Below are 18,595 nucleotides of genomic sequence, written 5' to 3'. Positions count from 1 at the left end.
GCAAGACGCTCGGCTGGGATACCCCAGCCGAGCGTCTACGTGATCTACTCACCACCTAAAACCCAGTGGTGTTGCGACGACCCCTAGAACCCAAGGGATGCCCGGGGGGCCTCGTCGTGTCGTCGTCCGGACGGGCGACGGCACGGCGTCCGCTCGGCGTCAGAGCTCGTACGTCGCCCCCGGCGCCGCCAGTGCCACCGGACCCGCGTAGACCGCGCGGGCGTCGGCGAGGTTGATCTGGGGGTCGGTCCACGGGGGGATGTGGGTGAGGACCAGGCTGCGGGCGCCCGCGCGGGCGGCGGCCTCGCCGGCCTCGCGGCCGTTGAGGTGGAGGTCGGGGATGGCCTCCTTGCCGTCCGTGAAGGCGGCCTCGCACAGGAACAGGTCGGCGTCCCGGGCGAGTTCCTCCAGCGCCCGGCTCACACCGGTGTCGCCGGAGTACGTCAGCGTCCTGCCGCCGTGCTCGATGCGGATGGCGTACGCCTCGACGGGGTGCGCCACCCGCTCGGTGTGCACGGTGAACGGGCCGATGTCGAACGTGCCCGGCTTCACCGTGTGGAAGTCGAAGACCTCGCTCATCGACGAGGCGGTGGGGGTGTCGGCGTAGGCGGTGGTCAGCCGGTGTTCGGTGCCCTCGGGGCCGTACACCGGGAGGGGGGCGCAGCGGCCGCCGTCGTACCGGTAGTAGCGGGCGACGAAGTAGGCGCACATGTCGATGCAGTGGTCGGCGTGCAGATGGCTCAGGAAGATCGCGTCGAGGTCGTAGAGACCGCAGTGGCGCTGCAGCTCGCCCAGGGCGCCGTTGCCCATGTCGAGGAGCAGCCGGAAGCCGTCGGCCTCTACGAGGTAGCTCGAACAGGCCGATTCCGCGGACGGGAACGACCCCGAGCAGCCGACGACGGTGAGCTTCATGGAGAAGAAACCTCCGCTGAAGGGAAAGATACAGAAGGTGACGGGGGTCGTGCGGTCCGTCGAGCGTACGGGCCGAGAGGGCCGGTCGCTCCTTCGGAAAGGGCGGTTGTGGGCGAACTCACCTGTGGTGTCACCGGTTCGGCTGGACGTGGGGCGCATGAGGTGTGGAAGAGGGCGCGCGCCTGGGGACGCGCGCCGGTAACGTCGTCCCTATGGATACGTCCTGGTGGCTGGCGCTCGCGGCGGTGGTCCTGCTGGCGCTCGTCGCCACGCTCGTCGACGGCTGGGGGCGGGGCCGTCGGCCCGCGGGTCGCCGGACGCGTCCGCCGGGGCGTCCGGAGGGCCGGGAGGCCGGAGCGCGTCCGCGGCCCGCGGAGATCTGGTGGGCCAACGTGCCCTACGAGGAGGGTCCCGGGTCGAAGGACCGGCCGTGCCTGGTTCTGTCGGTGCACGGCAAGCGGGCCCGGGTCGCCAAGATAACCAGCAAGTTCCACGACGAGCGTGCCGGGGTGATTCCCCTGCCGCCCGGGTCGGTGGGGGACGGGCAGGGGCGGACCAGTTTCCTGGAGACCGACGAGGTGCGGGAGGTTCCGGTGTGGGACTTCCGGCGCCGGGTGGGGGTCGTGGACCCCGTGCTCTGGGACCAGGTGCGGTACCTGGCGGGCTGATCCGGGCGGCGGGCGGGGGCGGCTGGTCCGCCGCCGCGGTCGCCGGGGGTGCGTCGGGCGGGTCATGGTTTCGTCACCCGCACGGTGACCGTCCAGTCTTGAACGGCCTTGCAGGAGACCTTCCCGGGGCCGGTCGCGCACAGCGGACGGGAGGAGGTCAGCCGGGCCGTGCCGGGCGCGACCGCCGTGTAGGCGGCGAGTGCGTCGCCGGGCAGGATGACGATTCCGGCGTCGGCGCCCTTGAGGACGGCGCCGGTGGCCCGGACCGGGCTCCAGGGTCGGTCCTTGGTGCCGTCGAGGTTGAGGCGCAGGTATCCCCCGACGGACAGGCAGACGGTGCGGCCGGTGTCGGCGGCGGTGAGTTCCGACTGGTGGGCGCAGCCGGACGGGGGCTTCGGCGACGGCTGGGCCGGCGTCGAGGCGGCCGGGTCGGTGGGCGCGGTCGGCGAGGGGGACGGTGCGCCGCTGCCGGCGGGGCTCACGGAGCCCGCCGAGCCCTTGCCGTCGTTCTGGGTGCCGCCGCAGCCCGCGAGCGCGAGGAGCAGGGCCGCCGCCGCGGTGGCGGTGACGGTGGTGCGGTGGAGCGTCGTACGGCGCATGGGGCGTCCGCCTTTCTGCCGACCCGTTACGGGTGTCCAGTGCCCTGATGCCGATGTGACGTTTCTCCAGCACATCAGGATCCCTCCGGCCGCGCACGCCGGGGCCCCGGCCGGTGAGCCGGCCGGGGCCCTTCGGGCCTGGTGCGGGGTGGATCAGCCGGTCGTCAGCGCCGTGTCGTCGATGACGAAGCTGGTCTGCAGGGAGGAGTCCTCGACGCCGTTGAACTTCAGCGTGACCGTGGAGCCGGCCAGCGAGGAGAGGTCGAAGGACTTCTGGGAGTAGCCGGAGCCGGCGTTGAGGTTGGAGTAGGTCGCCAGCGTCTTGGACCCGGCGGTCACCGTCAGCTTGTCGTACTGGCTGCCGGTGGTGGTCTCCGCGGTGTCGACGTGCAGGTAGAAGGTGAGGGTGGCCTTGCAGCCGGCCGGGACGGTCACCGACTGGGACAGGGTGTCGGTGTGGCTGGAGCCGTATCCGTCGAGCCAGGCCTTGTAGGAGCCGCTGTGGGCGGCCTCGCCGCTCGCGTTGGTGATGACGCCGCTGGTGGTGCTCCAGGTGGTGCTGCCCGACTCGAAGCCGGCGTTGCCGAGCAGTTGTGCCGGGGTGCAGGAGCCGCCGGAGGTGCCGACGGTCCAGGTGAAGGATGCGGAGCCAAAGGCGCCGGTGGAGTCCTTCGCGGTGACGGTGGCGCTGTAGGTGCCGGCGGTGGAGGCGGTGCCGGTGATCAGGCCGGTGGAGCTGTTGACGGACAGGCCGGTCGGCAGGCCGCTCGCGCTGTAGGTGAGGGCCGCTCCCGCGCTGTCCGAGGCGGAGATCTGCAGGCTGACCGAGCCGCCGGTCGCGGTGGACTGGTTGCCCGGGTTGGTGACGGTCACCGTGTTGCCGGTGCTGGTGCCGGAGGTGAAGGCGGCGGTGCCGTTGGGGGTGCCCCAGCCGGTCGGGCCGTCGTAGCCGGTGGCCGCCTTGCAGAAGTACGAGGTCGAGCAGGAGCCGTTGCTGCCGCTGGTGACGTCGTAGAGGTTGCTCGTGTGGGTGTACGGGTACTTCGCCGGGTAGTCGGCGCCGCCCGGGGTGCCGGCGAGGGCGTAGACGCCGGCGATGATCGGGGCGGAGGCGCTGGTGCCGCCGTAGACCGCCCAGCCGGAGCCGCCGTAGGTGTCGTAGACGGCGACGCCGGTGGCCGGGTCGGCGACCGCGGAGACGTCGGCCTCCATGCGCTTGGCGCAGCCGGTGTCGGTCTGCCAGCTCGGCTTGGGGTCGTAGGCGGAGCAGCCGGAGCCGGTGCCCTCGGTGCTGCTGGTGTTCCAGACCGACTCGCTCCAGCCCCGGGCGTTGGCGGCGGTGGTCAGCGCGGTGCCGCCGACGGCGGTCACGTACTGGGAGGTCGCCGGGTATTCGGCGCCGTAGCCGGAGTCGCCCGCGGAGACGGTGATCGCGACGCCCGGGTGCTTGAAGTACTGGGTGTCCTCGGTGGTCTGGGAGGACGCCTCGTCGCCGCCCCAGCTGTTGGAGACGAACTTGGCGCCGAGGGCGACGGCCTCGTTCTCGGCGGTGCCGAGGTCGGTGTCGGTGGCCGAGTTGGCTTCCACCAGGAGGATGTCGCAGTTGGGGCAGACGGCGCTGACCATGTCGATGTCGAGCGCCTCCTCACCGGCCCAGCCGCTGTCGTTGCCGGGCAGCGAGGTGGTGGAGCCGGTCTGGCCGACCTGCTTGAAGCAGCCGTTGGCCTTGGTGCACGCGGACAGGCCGTAGGTGGAGCGGTAGGTGGCCAGGTCCGACTCGGCGTTGGGGTCGTTGTAGGCGTCGACGACGGCGACGGTCAGGCCGGACCCGCCGGTCGAGGGCAGGTTGTAGGCGCTGTGCAGGTTGGCCGGGCCGAGGCCGGAGGGCGCGGCGGCGGCGAGCGCGGAGGCGAGCTTCTGCCGGATGTCGGTGCGCCGTTGGGCGAAGCAGGAGGCGTGGCCGGGTTCGGCGGTCGCGCACAGGTGTGTGGTGGGCACCTTCTGGCCGGCCTTGCCGGTGGTGTGCCAGGTCTGCCGCTGGGGGTCGGTCAGGGCCTTCTTGTTCTGGGTGACGCGGGTGGTGGGGGCGGTCGTCTTGGACGCGGTGTGGGCGCCCGCGGCCGGGGCCGCCACGAGGCCGGCGAGGGTGAGGGCGAGGGCGGGTACCGCGGCCGTGAGGAGTCTTCGCAGGCTCCGGCGCCGCTTGCTCGGGCGTGGATCACGCATGGGGGTGCTGCCTCCATCGGTGGGGTCGTACTGGTGGGCAGGCCCGTGACGTGCGCAGCGGCGGCGAACACATAGTCATGGGCATGACACATCAACGCGACTGGGCGCCGGGGCGCACGGCCGCGAACACCCCGCGGCCGTCCCGATGTGAGCGAGACATGACAGGGTGCGCTGGGGAACGTAGCCCCGCGCGGACGTGACCGGCAGTACCGGACCGAATTCTTTGCCCCGCCATAGGAATGGCTTAGCTCCCCTAAGGGCCTTTCTTTCGGATCGGCCGGATCAGGGAGCGGGGTCCGGTGACCGGGGGCGCCGCCCGCGCCGTTCGGGCGGTGGGGGGAGGATGGCGAGGCGGAGGAGGGCGTCACGGCGCGGCCGTGACGGCCGGCGCCGGCGCGGCGCGGACGCCCCTGGCCTGCTCAAAGAGCCCGGGGAAAGCGGTGCCGGGGCCCACGGGCCCGGCGTGATCCGGACGGAAGGCCCAGGCAGGCCCCAGGCAGGCCCCGGGCGGGGGCCGGCGACCGCCTGCCGTCGCCGCGGCGGCCCGGGTCACGCCCAGAGCTGGCCCTGGAGGGTCTCGATGGCCTCTTCCGTGGTGGCCGCCGTGTAGACGCCGGTGGAGAGGTACTTCCAGCCGCCGTCGGCGACGACGAACACGATGTCCGCGCTCTCCCCCGCCTTCACCGCCTTCCTGCCGACGCCGATCGCCGCGTGCAGGGCCGCGCCCGTCGAGACGCCCGCGAAGATGCCCTCCTGCTGGAGGAGTTCACGGGTGCGGGTGACCGCGTCGGCGGAGCCGACCGAGAAGCGGGTGGTGAGGACGGAGGCGTCGTAGAGCTCGGGGACGAAGCCCTCGTCGAGGTTGCGCAGGCCGTAGACCAGGTCGTCGTAGCGCGGCTCGGCGGCGACGATCCGTACGTCCGGCTTGTGCTCGCGCAGGTAGCGGCCGACGCCCATCAGCGTGCCGGTGGTGCCGAGGCCCGCGACGAAGTGCGTGACGGAGGGCAGGTCCGCCAGGATCTCGGGGCCGGTGGTGGCGTAGTGGGCGCCGGCGTTGTCCGGGTTGCCGTACTGGTAGAGCATCACCCAGTCCGGATGCTCCGCGGACAGCTCCTTGGCGACGCGCACGGCGGTGTTGGAGCCGCCCGCGGCCGGCGAGGAGATGATCTGAGCGCCCCACATGCCGAGCAGGTCCCGGCGCTCCTGGGAGGTGTTCTCGGGCATCACGCACACCATGCGGTAGCCCTTGAGCTTGGCCGCCATGGCGAGTGAGATGCCGGTGTTGCCGGAGGTGGGTTCGAGGATGGTGCAGCCCGGCGTGAGCCGGCCGTCCTTCTCCGCCTGCTCGATCATGTGCAGGGCGGGGCGGTCCTTGACCGAGCCGGTCGGGTTGCGGTCCTCCAGCTTCGCCCAGATGCGGACGTCGGCGGACGGCGAGAGCCGCGGCAGGCGCACCAGGGGGGTGTTGCCCACCGCGGCCAGCGGGGAGTCGTAGCGCATCGCTGGTCAGCGGCCGATCAGCGCATGCCGCCGGCGACGGCCGGCAGGATCGTCACGTTGTCGCCGTCGGCGAGCTTGGTGTTGATGCCGTCCAGGAAGCGGACGTCCTCGTCGTTCAGGTAGACGTTGACGAAGCGGCGGAGCTGGTCGCCGTCCACGATGCGGGCCTGGACGCCCGGGTGCCGGGCCTCGAGGTCGGCGAAGAGCTCGGCGAGGGTCTCCCCGTTGCCTTCCACCGCCTTCTGCCCGTCGGTGTAGGTGCGGAGGATGGTCGGGATGCGGACCTCGATGGCCATGGTTGCGGGCTCCTGTCGGGAAGGTTCAGGGCGGTGTCGTCGGTTCGGGGGGCGCGAGGGTTCCCCGAGGCTTTCGGCTCGGGGGGAGCGCCGCGGCTCACGGCCGTACGGCGGCAGGGAACGTCAACAGATGGCGCTGTTCAACCTGCACAGGTCGACGTGCAGCCGCGCCACGAGCAGCATGCCCGGGATCTCGTCGCTCACGTCGTGGAGAACCATGGGCTCATCGTATCGATTCCCGGTCCTGCTCCTGGAGTGTGATCTCGCCCCTCGGACGGTTTCCGTCCACGGTGCGAGACCGCTAGCGGGTCAGTACGCCTCCACGACCTTGACCTCCTCCTCCGTGACCTCGCCCTCCACGATGCGGAACGAGCGGAACTGGAACTCGCCCGCGCCGTCGGTGTCCGCGGTCGACACCAGGACGTAGTGGGCGCCGGGCTCGTTGGCGTAGGAGATGTCGGTGCGGGAGGGGTGGGCCTCGGTCGCGGTGTGGGAGTGGTAGATGATCACCGGCTCCTCGTCGCGGTCGTCCATCTCGCGGTAGAGCTTGAGCAGGTCCTGCGAGTCGAACTCGTAGAAGGTGGGCGAGCGGGCCGCGTTCAGCATCGGGATGAACCGCTCGGGGCGGCCGGCGCCCACGGGTCCCGCGACCACTCCGCACGCCTCGTCGGGGTGGTCCGCACGGGCGTGGGCGACGATCTGGTCGTAGAGCGACTGGGTGATGGTCAGCATGGGGCACAGGATAAGCAGAAGGGCCGTTCCGTACCGGGGACTGGTACGGAACGGCCCATATGACGGACGCCCTGAGCGGCGGCTGGGGCGGATCCCACGAGTGTCCGCTCCCGCCGGACGTCCGGTCCGCGGAGGTCAGCGCCTGTTGAAGGCGGCCGCCTCCGGGTCGCGGCGCTTGAGCACCACGTAGGCGACGCCGAGGACCAGGGCCCACAGCGGCGCGCAGTACAGCGAGACCCGGGCGTCCTTGTCGATGCCCATCAGCACGATCACCATGCCGATGAAGGCGAGCGCGAACCAGCTGGCGACCGGGGCGCCGGGGGCGCGGAACTCCGACTTGGGCAGCTCGCCGCGGTCGGACTTGGCCCGGTAGCGGATCTGGCAGACCAGGATGACGATCCAGGCCCACATGCCGGAGATGGTCGCGAAGGACACCACGTAGTCGAACGCCTTGCCCGGCCACTGGTAGTTGATCCAGACGCCCACCAGCATCAGCGCCGCGGAGAACGTCGTCCCGATGAGCGGGGTGCCGCTGCGGGTCAGCCTGGTGAAGAACCGCGGGCCCTGCCCGTTGAGCGCGAGGTCGCGCAGCATGCGGCCGGTGGAGTACATGCCCGAGTTGCAGGAGGACAGGGCGGCGGTGAGCACCACGAAGTTCACGATGCCGGCGCCGGCCGGCAGGCCCATCTTCTCGAAGGCGACCACGAACGGGCTCGCGCCCGCGTGGAAGTTCGTCCACGGCACGACCGAGAGGATCATGATCAGCGCGCCGACGTAGAAGACGGCGATGCGCCACGGCACGGTGTTGATCGCCCGGGGCAGCACGGTCTTGGGGTCCTTGGACTCGCCCGCGGTCACACCGACCAGCTCGACGGCGAGGAAGGCGAACATGACCATCTGGAGGGTCATCAGGGTGTTGCCGACGCCGTGCGGGAAGAACCCGCCTTCGTTCCACAGGTGCGCCATGGACGCGGTGTCGCCGGCGTCCGAGAAGCCGACCGTCAGAACGCCCACGCAGATCAGGATCATGCCGATGATCGCGGTGACCTTGACCATGGAGAACCAGAACTCCAGCTCACCGAAGAGCTTCACGGAGATCAGGTTGGCGCCGTAGAGCACGACCGTGAAGATCAGGGCCGACACCCACTGGGGGATGTCGAACCAGTACGTCATGTAGGCGGCCGCGGCGGTGACCTCGGTGATGCCGGTGACCACCCAGAACAGCCAGTACGTCCAGCCGGTCACGAAGCCCGCGAAGGGGCCGATGAACTCCCGCGCGTACTCGGAGAACGATCCGGAGACCGGGCGGTACATCAGCAGTTCGCCGAGCGCCCGCATGATGAGGAAGATGACGAAACCGGCGACGGCGTACGCCAGGATCAGGCTGGGTCCGGCCTTGGAGATGCCCTTGCCCGCTCCGAGGAACAGGCCGGTGCCGATGGCACCGCCGATGGCGATCATCTGGATCTGCCGGGCTCCGAGCCCGCGCTGATACCCCTCGCCGCCGTGCGCGGCCTCTTCGCCGCCGCGTTCTTTCTCGACCTGCGCTGAGGTCATGGGTGGTGCGCCTTTCTCCATGCCGACCCGGGCCTCGCGTCGGCCTCGGATCGGGTCTCGATCCCCCCGGATGAAATGGAGTGGTGCCTGGCCGGCGGTCGCCGGCTCGGTGGCGCACCCGGCCGAACATGGGTGGTGTTCGCCGGGCGGTCGTGAAGATGTACCACGCCCGGGCCGCTGATCGCAGGTGCCCACTGTGTCCCACGACACAGGAAGAACCGGACAAGTCGTGCCCTAGAGGGGCATACGAAGTGTCGAGAGTGACGCGATCGTTATCCGGATTTGAGCGTCCTCTGAGCGAACACGGAATCCGCGCGGACCGGGAGGATTCAGGGCAGGAGAGTGGAGACCAGGGTCTCCTGGAGCCCGCCCAGCCACAGGTACGCCATCACCATCGGCTTGCGCGGGTCCTCGTCGGGCAGGCGGTAGAGGTCGTCGGCGTCGTCCTCGCCGATGATGTCCAGCCGGGAGGCGATGGCCAGGCGCAGGTCGTTGAGGGCGCCGAGCCAGCGCCTGGAGTCGTCCGGCGCCAGCTTCAGGACGGCCGCCTCCCCGGCGCCGGCGGACAGCTCGTCGAGCGAGCGGATCACCGCGAGGGCGTTCTCGCGCTTGCCGGCCCTGAGGTCGTTCTCGGTGTAGCGGCGGAACTCGGCGGAGTGCTCACGCCGCTCGGCGGCCTCCTCGGCACTGGCCGGGGCCTGCTCCGGGTCGCTGTAGGCGTCCGGGAAGAGCCGCTTCAGCACCGGGTCGGAGGGCGGCTCGCTCGGGCCCTCGGCGAACAGCTCGGCGAGCGGGTCGGCCGGGGCGTCCGCCGCGGGGCCGGGACCGATCAGCTCCAGGAGCTGCACGGCCAGCGAGCGGATGATGGAGATCTCGACCTCGTCGAGGGCGACGGCCGCGCCGCCGCCGGGGAGCGGTTCGAAGTGTCCTGGCATGGAGGGAGTTCGCTACTTCCGGTCCGGGCTGACTTCCGGGCTACTTGCGGTCCTGCTGGAGGGTGGCCCACAGACCGTAGCCGTGCATGGCCTGCACGTCCCGTTCCATCTCCTCGCGGCTGCCGCTGGAGACGACCGCCCGGCCCTTGTGGTGGACGTCGAGCATGAGCTTGGTGGCCTTGTCCTTGGAGTAGCCGAAGTACGTCTGGAAGACATACGTCACATAGCTCATGAGGTTGACGGGGTCGTTGTGGACGATCGTCACCCAGGGGACGTCGGGCTCGGGTACGGCGAAGACCTCCTCCGCCGGCTCTGTCTTCTCGATCTCGATGGGTGCGGCTGCCGTCACATGGCCCATGCTGCCACTACAGGGGGGTAGGAGCACAAACGAGCGGCGCGGCGGGCCCGCGAGGGGCCCCGGCGACCGCGACGACCTGCGGCGACGCCGGATCAGCGGGAACCGAAATCGTCAGACTGACGAAATGAGAGTACGATTCCTCGTCGTGCCGCACACACCGGGGACCGACCCCCGGACCCCCGGCCCACGCGTCGGGCGCCGGAGATTCACAGCTAGGAGAGTTTGGTGGGCGTAGCGGACCTTGGGCTGCCGGTGGATGTTCCCTCGACGGCGCTCTTCACCGATCACTACGAGCTGACCATGCTGCAGGCCGCCCTGAAGGCCGGGACGGCCGAGCGGCGCAGCGTCTTCGAGGTGTTCACCCGCAGGCTGCCGCACGGGCGCCGCTACGGCGTCGTGGCCGGCACCGGGCGGGTGCTGGACGCGGTGGAGAACTTCCGTTTCGACCCCGCCGTGCTCGGCTACCTGCGCGAGCGGCGGGTCGTCGACGAGCCGACCCTCCAGTGGCTCGCCGACTACCGGTTCGGCGGGGACGTCTGGGGCTACCCCGAGGGCGAGGTCTACTTCCCGGGCTCGCCGATCATGCGGGTGGAGGGGTCGTTCGGCGAGTGCGTGCTGCTGGAGACCGTGATCCTGTCGATCCTCAACCACGACTCGGCCATCGCGGCCGCCGCCTCCCGGATGTCCTCGGCCGCCGGCGACCGCCCGCTGATCGAGATGGGCGCCCGCCGCACCCATGAGCTGGCCGCGGTCGCCGCCTCCCGCGCCGCCTACGTCGGCGGTTTCGCCTCGACCTCCGACCTGGCGGCCGGCTTCCGCTACAACATCCCCACCGTCGGCACCTCCGCCCACGCCTTCACCCTGCTGCACGACCACGAGCGGGACGCCTTCCAGGCCCAGGTCGACTCGCTCGGCCGGGACACCACACTGCTGGTGGACACCTACGACGTCGCCGCGGCCGTCCGCACCGCCGTCGAGGTCGCCGGGCCGGAGCTGGGCGCCGTGCGCATCGACTCCGGCGACCTGCTGCTGGTCGCGCACCGGGTGCGGCAGCAGCTGGACGAGCTGGGCGCCCACGACACGAAGATCGTCGTGACCTCGGACCTCGACGAGTACGCCATCGCCTCGCTCGCGGCTGCTCCGGTGGACGCGTACGGCGTCGGCACCCAGCTGGTCACCGGGTCCGGCCACCCGACCTGCTCGATGGTCTACAAGCTGGTCGCGCGCGCCGAGTCCGCCGACCCCAAGGCGCCGCTGGTGCCGGTGGCGAAGAAGTCCACCGGCGGCAAGACCTCCATCGGCGGCCGCAAGTGGGCCGCGCGCCGGCTGGACGCGCACGGCATCGCGGAGACCGAGGTGGTCGGCACCGGCCCGGTCCCCGCCGAGCTGGCGGACCGGCAGCTGCTGGTCCGGCTCGTCGAGGGCGGCGAGGTCGTCGGCCGCGAGCCGCTGGACGTCGTACGGGACCGGCACGCGGCGGCCCGCGCCAACCTGCCGCTGTCGGCGACCCAGCTCTCGCGCGGGGAACCCGTCCTCCCGACGGAGTACGCCACCGAGCGCTCGGGTAACTAAAGCGGGTGCCCGCTTCCACCCCGCCGAGCCCGCCGAGAGCCACCGCCGCCCACTGACCCACAGCCGAAGGACACCCACCATGCGCCGCGCCCTGATCGTCGTCGATGTGCAGAACGACTTCTGCGAGGGAGGCAGCCTCGCGGTGACCGGCGGCGCCGACGTCGCCGCCGCGATCACCGAGCTGATCGGTCAGGCGCCGGCCGGTTACCGGCACGTGGTGGCCACCCGCGACCACCACATCGCGCCCGGCGGGCACTTCGCGGACGACCCGGACTACGTCCGCTCCTGGCCCGCGCACTGCGTGGCGGGCACGGAGGGAGTGGGTTTCCACCCCAACTTCGCCCCCGCCGTCGCCTCCGGCGCGATCGACGCCGTCTTCGACAAGGGCGCCTACGCGGCGGCGTACAGCGGTTTCGAGGGCTTCGACGAGAACGGCGTGTCCCTGGCGGACTGGCTGCGGGCCAGGGAGATCGACGAGGTGGACGTGGTGGGGATCGCCACCGACCACTGCGTGCGCGCCACCGCCCTGGACGCCGCCCGGGAGGGGTTCCGCACCCAGGTGCTGCTGGAACTCACCGCCGGGGTGGCCGCGCGGACCACCGAACAGGCCCTGGAGGAACTGCGCCGGGCCGGCGTCGAACTCACCGGCAAGCCGGTCGTCGCCTAGCGGGCCTGCCGTCCGGGCCGGGCAGGTGGGCCCCGGCTTCGGGCGCCCCGAGTCTCCGCTACGCCGGGGCGGGGGTGCGGCGGCGCAGCAGGGCCCTGATCGGCTGCCACAGCTGCGGGGGGCCGGACGGCGCGCCGACGGCGTCGTCCGTGGAGGTGCGCCATATCAGGCCGTCGGGGTGGTGCAGGACCGCGGTGACCTCGTCCGGGGTGGGCGGGGCGGAGTTGCCCCGCAGGTAGACCGCGCGCAGGCCGAGGTTGCGCAGCCGGGTCAGGGCGCGGGCCCGGTTGTGGGCGTGGACGAGGACACGGACACCGCCGATGCCGTCGGGGCCGGCGCCGGGCAGGTTCAGGGCCACCACGACCCTGCCGTTCGGCAGTTTGCAGAAACCTCCTGCGGCCATGCGGTCACTTCCCCGTTCCGGTCGGTGTCAATAAGAGAGTCACAGCAGGCACCTAAACACGATCGGCGGCAACCCGCCAGGGGTTGCCGCCGATACGCTTTTTACCTGCGCTTTTGGTGACTACTTCACCGCGCGGCCGACCTCGAACTCGATCGTGGAGCCGTCGTGGGCCTCCTTGGTGATCTCGATCCGGGTGTTGGTGTCAGTGATCTTGACACCGCCGGCCGGGTTGGAGGGGTCGTAGTAGGTGCTGGTGTGGTCGTTGAAGACCGGCACCCCCTTCGACGACTTGATCTTCACCGCGACGTCCGCCTTGTGCAGGGTGATGCCGTCGGTGCGGAACGTGCTGAACGGCGAGTCGTAGGCCTGGACGCGGTTGCGCATCAGGGTGCCGTCGGTCCACTTCAGCACGGTCGGGTGCGAGTCGATCGGGAGGATCAGACCGGCGCCCGGGTGCGTGCCGGTGTTGTTGTCCACCTGGGAGGTGTCCCACTTCCAGATCAGCAGGCCGTTCTGGTACGGGTAGTGCTCCACCCAGTCGGGGCGCTTGGCCGAGCCGAAGTTGTACGGGCCGGTCTGCAGCGTGGTGTCGTACGAGACGTACTGACGGTTCTCGGCGATGTAGTACTGCTTGTAGTCCTTGGTGAAGGACCCGCCGATGCGGGAGAAGCCGTTCGCGGTCCAGGCCGGGTCGGCGCTCTCGGTGTCGTCGGAGAAGAGCGCCGAGCCGTCGGCGGTCAGCGTGATCTCGTCGGCCGCGAAGCCCTTGAGCGCCACGCCGCCGTCCGTCTGGTAGCGGAAGCGGAGCTGGATCTTCTTGCCCGCGTAGGCGTCGAGGGAGTACGACAGCTTCTTGTAGGCGTCGACCGAGCCGGTCAGGGCCGGGGCGTCGCTGGCGTCACGCGGGATCGGCTGCCCGTCCACGGTGCCGTCCACGGCGGTCCAGTTGGCGCCGCCGTCGGTGGAGACCTCGGTGTAGAGGTAGTCGTAGTTGGCCTCGATGTCGTACCAGCCGTCGAGCGTGAGGGTGGCCGACTTCTTGCCGGTGAGGTCCACGGACCGGGTCAGGGTGTTCTTCAGGTCGTTGGCGCTGCCGCTCCACCACTGGGTGGCGCCCTGGGCCGGGGCGACGACGCTGGTGGTGACCGCCTTGTCGGGCAGGGAGACCACCGCGGCCTGACGGTACTTGGTGTTGTACTCGGACACGCCCAGCTTGTGCCAGGACTTCACGCCGGCCTTGGCGGTGTCGTAGTTCAGCCAGCCGAGCTGCAGCTTGTCCCAGGCGTTCATGTCGCCGGGCAGGTCGCCGATGGCGTCCTCGCCGCGGCCGAGCCAGGAACCGGAGGACATCAGCGTCCAGAAGCCGGTGGAGTTCTCGCCGCCCGCGGTGTCGTACTCGTCCGGCAGGCCGAGGTCGTGGCCGTACTCGTGCGCGTAGACGCCGAGTCCGCCGTTCTCCGGCTGGATCGTGTAGTCGCCGATCCAGATGCCGCTGTCGCCGATCTGCGTGCCGCCCAGCTTGTTGTTCTGGGGGCCGGTGGCGCCGGCGTCGGTGCCGAAGGCGTACCAGCGGTGCGCCCAGATCGCGTCGGTGCCCTGGACACCGCCGCCCGCGGACTCGTCCTCGCCGGCGTGCACGATCTGGAAGTGGTCGATGTAGCCGTCGGGCTCGTTGAAGTCGCCGTCGCCGTCGTAGTCGTAGCGGTCCCACTGGTCGTACTTGGCCAGGTCCGCCTTGATGTCGGCGTCGGACTTGCCGGCCGCCTTCTGCTGGGCGACCCAGGCGCCGACGCCGTCGCTGACGACGTTCCACACGCTCGGGCAGTTGGTGGATCCGCAGGCGTTGTTGCCGTAACGGGCCTCGTTGTACGGGACCTTGACCCAGTCGGAGACCTCGCCGTCGACCGAGTAGCGGCCCGAGGACTGGGTCTCGTAGTACTTCTTGACCGACTCGGTGTTCTTGCCGGTGCCGAAGTACAGGTCCTGGAAGTGCTTCTGGTCGTAGTCCTTCTGCCAGGCCGTCGAGTTGTCCTTCGACCGGTCCGGCGCGGCTATCTGGTTGTGCAGCGGGCCCGCCGAGCCGCCGTACTTGGGGTCCGTCTTGTCGCCGAACTCGACCAGGATGGTGAAGATCTTGTCGGTCTTCTCGCGGCCCAGCTCGACGTACTTGCTGTCGCCCTTCTTGCCCTGGAGCTTGACGACCTTGGAGCCGTCGCGGTCCTGGACCTTGGACTTGCCCTCGATGACCTGGCTCAGCGCCTCCTGGCGCTGGGCGTCCTGAGTCTTGCTCAGCGGGCCGTCGAGGTCGTGCTTCTGCTGCACCGACGTCGGGTCGTGCCGGTTCGCGGAGGCGGAGTCGGCCGTCGTGGCGGCCTCCGCGACGGCGAACGTCGAGAACGTGGCGGTGGCCGCCGCGAGCGCGACACCGATCGCGGCCGTTCTGAACGTCCAGGTTCTGCTCGTCACTTGATGTCCTCCCCTGACGCGTGCCCATACGCGCGGAAGGGGGGATGAGAGCATGCGAAGGTCCGCGCGCGATCAACGCGTTTAGTCAAGTGACGACATTTGACTAGAGGTTTATGAGAAAAGACAGACCTTGACTTGGACAGTTCAAGTGCACTATGCGGAGCGGGTGTCCGTTTTACGGACGTCCGGTGGTCCGCGGCTCACCGGCCCGTGAGCGCCCGGTGAACGGTCGGCGGCTCGGCGGCTCGGCGGCTCGGCGGCTCGGCGGCTCGGCGACTCGGCGGCCGGAGCATGACCTGTCCGCGGCCCGGGCCGGTCGGTGGGCGGGCGCGTGGACCCGTCCACTGGGTGGACGACGTGAATCCGTGCGCCCCCCGTGCACCGGCACCGTGGGTTAGGTCACGCTTACCAGGCGTTCCCCTCGGGCATCCAGGCGAATAGAGTCGCTTGGCGGAACGCCCGGAATCGACGGAAAGCCAGGCCGTCACCCCGTCGCACCCCCGAAATCTTCCGAGGACACGATTGCCATGCCTCGTCCGACCGCCGCACAGCTCGCCTACGGTTCCTGCACCGTGATCCTGTCGACGCTCGCCATGCTGCTGCTGTCGCAGACGAGTTCGGGTCTGGGAATCACCGTCATCGCCCTGGCCGCGCTCGCCCTGGGGCTCCTGATCGCCATGACGGTGCCCCTGCCGGGAGCGCGCGAGGCGGCGCCCGCGGACACCGCGCCCGCCACCCACCCGGAGGCGACCACCGCGACGGCGAGAGCCACGGTGAGCGCCGGACGGCAGCGGGCGCCCGAGCGGCGGGAGACCGTCCCGGCGGGCGTGCAGCCGGGCCGGCGCCGGACATCGGGTTCCTGACTCCCGTTCGAGGGACCGGAGCCGCTCTCCGGCGCCCCTTCGTGCGCGCGCGTCCGTGGTCCGTGCGTGCCCGCGTCCGTGCCGCGGCTCAGGCGGTGCGGCCGGTGCTGACCACCACCGTCTTGGCCGCCTTGTCGTGCAGGCCCTGCTTGTAGGGCCGGTCGAAGAAGCTCCAACCCCCGCAGATCGCCAGCCAGAAGCAGGCGCAGCAGAACCAGAACGGGATCCAGAGCACCGCGGCGCGCGCCAGCGCGGTCGGGACGGACGGGGTGGAGCCGTCGGCCAGGTCGGCCACGCGCATGCCCAGCCACTTCTTGCCCAGGGTCTGCCCCGAGCCGGCGATCATGAAGGTGTCGTAGGCGATGTAGAGCACCAGGCCGACCGCCGACTGCCCGATGGACTTGCCGACCTCGACCTGGTCGGCGTTCATCGCGTACTCGTTGACGTGCACGGCCCAGGTGATCAGCCAGGTGACGATGCCGACCAGGATCAGGTCGATGATCCGGGCGAGGGTGCGCCTGCCGCTGTCCGCGAGCGGGGGCATGCCGGCCAGCGGGTCCTCGGGGAACGGACCGCCGCCGTAAGGACCTCCGCCACCGTACGGGCCGCCGCCCTGGGGGCCACCGCCGTACGGGCCGCCCCCGTACGGGCCTGTCCCGCCGTAGGGACCTGAGCCGCCGTGCGGGCCGCCGCCCGCGCCGCCACCGCCGTACGGGTCGCCGCCGTACGGGTCGCCGCCGTACGGCCCGCCGCCGGAGGGCGGGGGCCGGTCGCCGTGGGGCGGGGGCCCGGAGCCGGGGGGCGGTTCGGAGCCGGGGGGCGGTTCGGTGCTCATGGGCCGAGTTGATCTCGAACCCGTCCGGCTCGCATCCGGCGAGCGCCCGTACGGATGACCCGGGCGTGCGCCCGCGCCCTCCCGGTCAGCCGGCCACGAAGGTGTGCGCCGCCTTGTCGTGCCAGCACTGGCGCCAGGGCCGGTCGAACAGGCACCACAGGACGCCCAGGAGGCCGACGCCGAGGAGCCCGGGCACGCTGTAGACGAGCCAGCGGCGCAGGGCCGCGCCGAGGGACGGCGGTTCGTGGCCCTCGATGTCCCGCACCTGGAGGCCGCACAGCTTCTTGCCCAGGGTGCGGCCCCACTTGGCGGTGGGCAGGGCTTCGTAGAGGGCGCCGAAGACCAGCAGGACGGCGAGGACGCCGCCGAGGTACGTCGCCGTCGTGCCGTCCAGCAGCCAGACGGTGACCGTGCGGCCGGACAGCTTCGCCGCGTCGATCTTCCCGTCGACGTGGTCGATCACCTTCGTGCCGAGCGGTACGGCGGCCACGGCGGTGACGCCCGCGAGGACGACCGAGTCGACCAGCCGGGCCGCCAGCCGCCTGCCGAGTCCGGCGGGCCGGGCCTCCGCCTGCCGGCGGGCCGCCGCCTGGAACAGGTCCTCGACCGGCGGCTTCCAGGGCACGACGGGCTGGTCCTCCCCCGCCCCCGCGAGCTGGTGCACCTGCTGCGCCCAGGAGGCCTGCCCGCCGCCGGCCCCGCTGGTCACGGGCGTGGGGAGGGGCTGGGGCGCGCCGGACTGCTGGGGCAGCGCCGAGGCGGGGACCTGGGGACCGGCGTCGGGCGGCGCGGAGCGGGCCGCGGCCGGCCCGGCGGCGGGGGCCGCCTGCCCCGGCGCGTGGCCCTGCCCCGGATGCCCGGCCGTGCCGTGCGCCGGCCCCTGTCCCGGTACCTGACCCTGCGCCTGTGCCGGCATCTGACCAGGGGGTTGGCCCTGTGCCTGGGCCGGCATCTGGCTGGGGGGCTGGCCCTGTGCCTGTGACGGCATCTGGCCGGGGGGCTGGCCCTGTGCCTGTCCCGGAACCTGTGCCGGGGGCTGACCGTGCGTATGCGCGGCCGACGCGCGCGCGGCGGCGGCCTTCCCGGCTCCGTAGCCCGGGGCACCGGCCGGGTCGGGTCCGCCGGCCGGGTCGTGCGGCACGGGCCCCGTCCGCAGGGGCGATCCCTGCGCGGGCACCGATGCCGTCCCCGGGGCTCCCCCGGGGCCGCCGCGCCGGGCCGGGCCCGGGACCGGGCGGAAGGTCATGGTGCCCTCGTCGGCGCGTGGGCCGCCCGGACCCGGAATGCCGGGCGCGGGCGGGTTCCCCGGCTCTCCCGGTCCGTCCGCGGCCGTCGGGCGGCGGAACACGAACGTGCCGTCGGACTCGGCGGGCACCTGTCCCGGGCTCTGATCCGGGCCCTGCGACGGCCCCTGCCCGGCACCCTGTTCCGGGCCGTGGAACTGCCCCTGCCCCTGCATCTGGCCGTGCTCCGGGCCGTGGAACCGCCCCTGCGCCTGGCCCTGGCCCTGCCCCTGATCGGCGGGTGCGGCCGTCGCCCGGCCGTCCGGGCCGTCGGCCTGCGGCAGCCGGGGGTCGGCCGCCGCCTGGGCGCCCCAGGAGACACGGTGGTCCGGGTCGCCGGCGAAACCCGACTGGCGGGCCGGGTCGGCGCCCCACACCGCCGGTTCGGAGGGGACGTCGTGCGCCGCGGCCCCGCCCGGTCCCGGCTCGCCGACCGGGTCCTCGTCGAAGAAGTGCGGGCCGGTCTCCTCGAGCGCGGGGGCGGCGGCCTGCGCGGGGCGCGCCCCGGGCGGCGGGCTGAGCGGCTCGCCGTCGGCCGGTGCCGGGCGGCTGGTGCCCGGCACCCAGGCGGCACCGTTCCAGTACCGGACGTAGCCGGGGATGGACGGGTCCGGGTAGTACCCCTCGCGGGGCCTGTCGTCACCTGGTGCCGGGGTTGGGGCGCTCATGTCCGTCGTCCCACTATCTGCTCGGGGGCCGTCTTGGGGGCCTCCACATCTATCA

General features: G+C 71.7%; 18 protein-coding genes. 4 read left to right on the top strand and 14 right to left on the bottom strand.

Features of this window, described 5'->3' with window-relative positions:
- Nucleotides 1-159 precede the first annotated feature (159 nt).
- The gene (locus ACF061_RS32720; RefSeq protein ID WP_392270627.1) at nucleotides 160-912 is read right to left on the bottom strand and encodes an MBL fold metallo-hydrolase; all 753 of its coding nucleotides are present in this window, start codon (nucleotides 910-912) and stop codon (nucleotides 160-162) included.
- Between the two features lie 212 nt (nucleotides 913-1,124).
- Here ACF061_RS32720 and ACF061_RS32715 point away from each other — a divergent pair, with 212 nt between their 5' ends.
- A complete protein-coding gene (locus ACF061_RS32715; protein WP_392270626.1) occupies nucleotides 1,125-1,580 on the top strand; it encodes a type II toxin-antitoxin system PemK/MazF family toxin in 456 nt (151 codons plus the stop codon).
- A gap of 62 nt (nucleotides 1,581-1,642) precedes the next feature.
- Here the strand turns inward: ACF061_RS32715 and ACF061_RS32710 are convergent, their stop codons facing one another.
- The 9 genes from ACF061_RS32710 to clpS all read right to left on the bottom strand — a co-directional run bounded on the left by ACF061_RS32710 (nucleotide 1,643) and on the right by clpS (nucleotide 9,783).
- Nucleotides 1,643-2,179: a hypothetical protein gene (locus ACF061_RS32710; protein WP_392270625.1), complete on the bottom strand. Its 537-nt coding sequence runs from the start codon at nucleotides 2,177-2,179 to the stop codon at nucleotides 1,643-1,645.
- A gap of 153 nt (nucleotides 2,180-2,332) precedes the next feature.
- Nucleotides 2,333-4,405, bottom strand: coding sequence for a putative Ig domain-containing protein (locus ACF061_RS32705; RefSeq protein WP_392270624.1), 2,073 nt, complete (start codon nucleotides 4,403-4,405; stop codon nucleotides 2,333-2,335).
- 549 nt (nucleotides 4,406-4,954) lie between these two features.
- A complete protein-coding gene (locus tag ACF061_RS32700; protein WP_392270623.1) occupies nucleotides 4,955-5,905 on the bottom strand; it encodes a PLP-dependent cysteine synthase family protein in 951 nt (316 codons plus the stop codon).
- Between the two features lie 17 nt (nucleotides 5,906-5,922).
- Nucleotides 5,923-6,201: a MoaD/ThiS family protein gene (locus tag ACF061_RS32695; RefSeq protein ID WP_392270622.1), complete on the bottom strand. Its 279-nt coding sequence runs from the start codon at nucleotides 6,199-6,201 to the stop codon at nucleotides 5,923-5,925.
- Nucleotides 6,202-6,324: 123 nt separating this feature from the next.
- On the bottom strand, nucleotides 6,325-6,420 hold the full coding sequence (locus ACF061_RS32690; protein WP_392270621.1) for a putative leader peptide: 96 nt from the start codon (nucleotides 6,418-6,420) through the stop codon (nucleotides 6,325-6,327).
- A gap of 90 nt (nucleotides 6,421-6,510) precedes the next feature.
- Nucleotides 6,511-6,933: a M67 family metallopeptidase gene (locus tag ACF061_RS32685; protein ID WP_360972413.1), complete on the bottom strand. Its 423-nt coding sequence runs from the start codon at nucleotides 6,931-6,933 to the stop codon at nucleotides 6,511-6,513.
- 135 nt (nucleotides 6,934-7,068) lie between these two features.
- A complete protein-coding gene (locus ACF061_RS32680) occupies nucleotides 7,069-8,490 on the bottom strand; it encodes an amino acid permease (RefSeq protein ID WP_392270620.1) in 1,422 nt (473 codons plus the stop codon).
- Between the two features lie 329 nt (nucleotides 8,491-8,819).
- Nucleotides 8,820-9,425 (bottom strand): DUF2017 domain-containing protein, encoded by a 606-nt coding sequence (locus ACF061_RS32675; RefSeq protein ID WP_392270619.1) that lies wholly within the window; start codon nucleotides 9,423-9,425, stop codon nucleotides 8,820-8,822.
- A gap of 40 nt (nucleotides 9,426-9,465) precedes the next feature.
- Nucleotides 9,466-9,783 (bottom strand): ATP-dependent Clp protease adapter ClpS, encoded by a 318-nt coding sequence (gene clpS / locus ACF061_RS32670; RefSeq protein ID WP_360972419.1) that lies wholly within the window; start codon nucleotides 9,781-9,783, stop codon nucleotides 9,466-9,468.
- A gap of 225 nt (nucleotides 9,784-10,008) precedes the next feature.
- Between clpS and ACF061_RS32665 the strand changes: the two genes are divergently transcribed.
- Nucleotides 10,009-11,355: a nicotinate phosphoribosyltransferase gene (locus ACF061_RS32665; protein WP_392270618.1), complete on the top strand. Its 1,347-nt coding sequence runs from the start codon at nucleotides 10,009-10,011 to the stop codon at nucleotides 11,353-11,355.
- Between the two features lie 79 nt (nucleotides 11,356-11,434).
- A complete protein-coding gene (locus ACF061_RS32660) occupies nucleotides 11,435-12,022 on the top strand; it encodes a nicotinamidase (RefSeq protein ID WP_392270617.1) in 588 nt (195 codons plus the stop codon).
- Between the two features lie 58 nt (nucleotides 12,023-12,080).
- Here the strand turns inward: ACF061_RS32660 and ACF061_RS32655 are convergent, their stop codons facing one another.
- Nucleotides 12,081-12,425 (bottom strand): hypothetical protein, encoded by a 345-nt coding sequence (locus ACF061_RS32655; RefSeq protein WP_392270616.1) that lies wholly within the window; start codon nucleotides 12,423-12,425, stop codon nucleotides 12,081-12,083.
- Between the two features lie 120 nt (nucleotides 12,426-12,545).
- Nucleotides 12,546-14,891, bottom strand: coding sequence for an immune inhibitor A domain-containing protein (locus ACF061_RS32650; RefSeq protein ID WP_392270615.1), 2,346 nt, complete (start codon nucleotides 14,889-14,891; stop codon nucleotides 12,546-12,548).
- 527 nt (nucleotides 14,892-15,418) lie between these two features.
- Between ACF061_RS32650 and ACF061_RS32645 the strand changes: the two genes are divergently transcribed.
- A complete protein-coding gene (locus ACF061_RS32645) occupies nucleotides 15,419-15,754 on the top strand; it encodes a hypothetical protein (protein ID WP_392270614.1) in 336 nt (111 codons plus the stop codon).
- Between the two features lie 88 nt (nucleotides 15,755-15,842).
- Here ACF061_RS32645 and ACF061_RS32640 read toward each other — a convergent pair whose 3' ends face one another.
- Nucleotides 15,843-16,589: an RDD family protein gene (locus ACF061_RS32640; RefSeq protein ID WP_392270613.1), complete on the bottom strand. Its 747-nt coding sequence runs from the start codon at nucleotides 16,587-16,589 to the stop codon at nucleotides 15,843-15,845.
- A gap of 85 nt (nucleotides 16,590-16,674) precedes the next feature.
- Nucleotides 16,675-18,540: an RDD family protein gene (locus ACF061_RS32635; RefSeq protein ID WP_392270612.1), complete on the bottom strand. Its 1,866-nt coding sequence runs from the start codon at nucleotides 18,538-18,540 to the stop codon at nucleotides 16,675-16,677.
- Nucleotides 18,541-18,595: the final 55 nt, after the last annotated feature.

It is taken from the genome of Streptomyces sp. NPDC015220 (genome assembly GCF_043079345.1).
Classification (GTDB): Bacteria; Actinomycetota; Actinomycetes; order Streptomycetales; family Streptomycetaceae; genus Streptomyces.
Note: the sequence above shows the minus strand (reverse complement) of the source record. Positions and strands in the feature narration are given on the sequence as shown.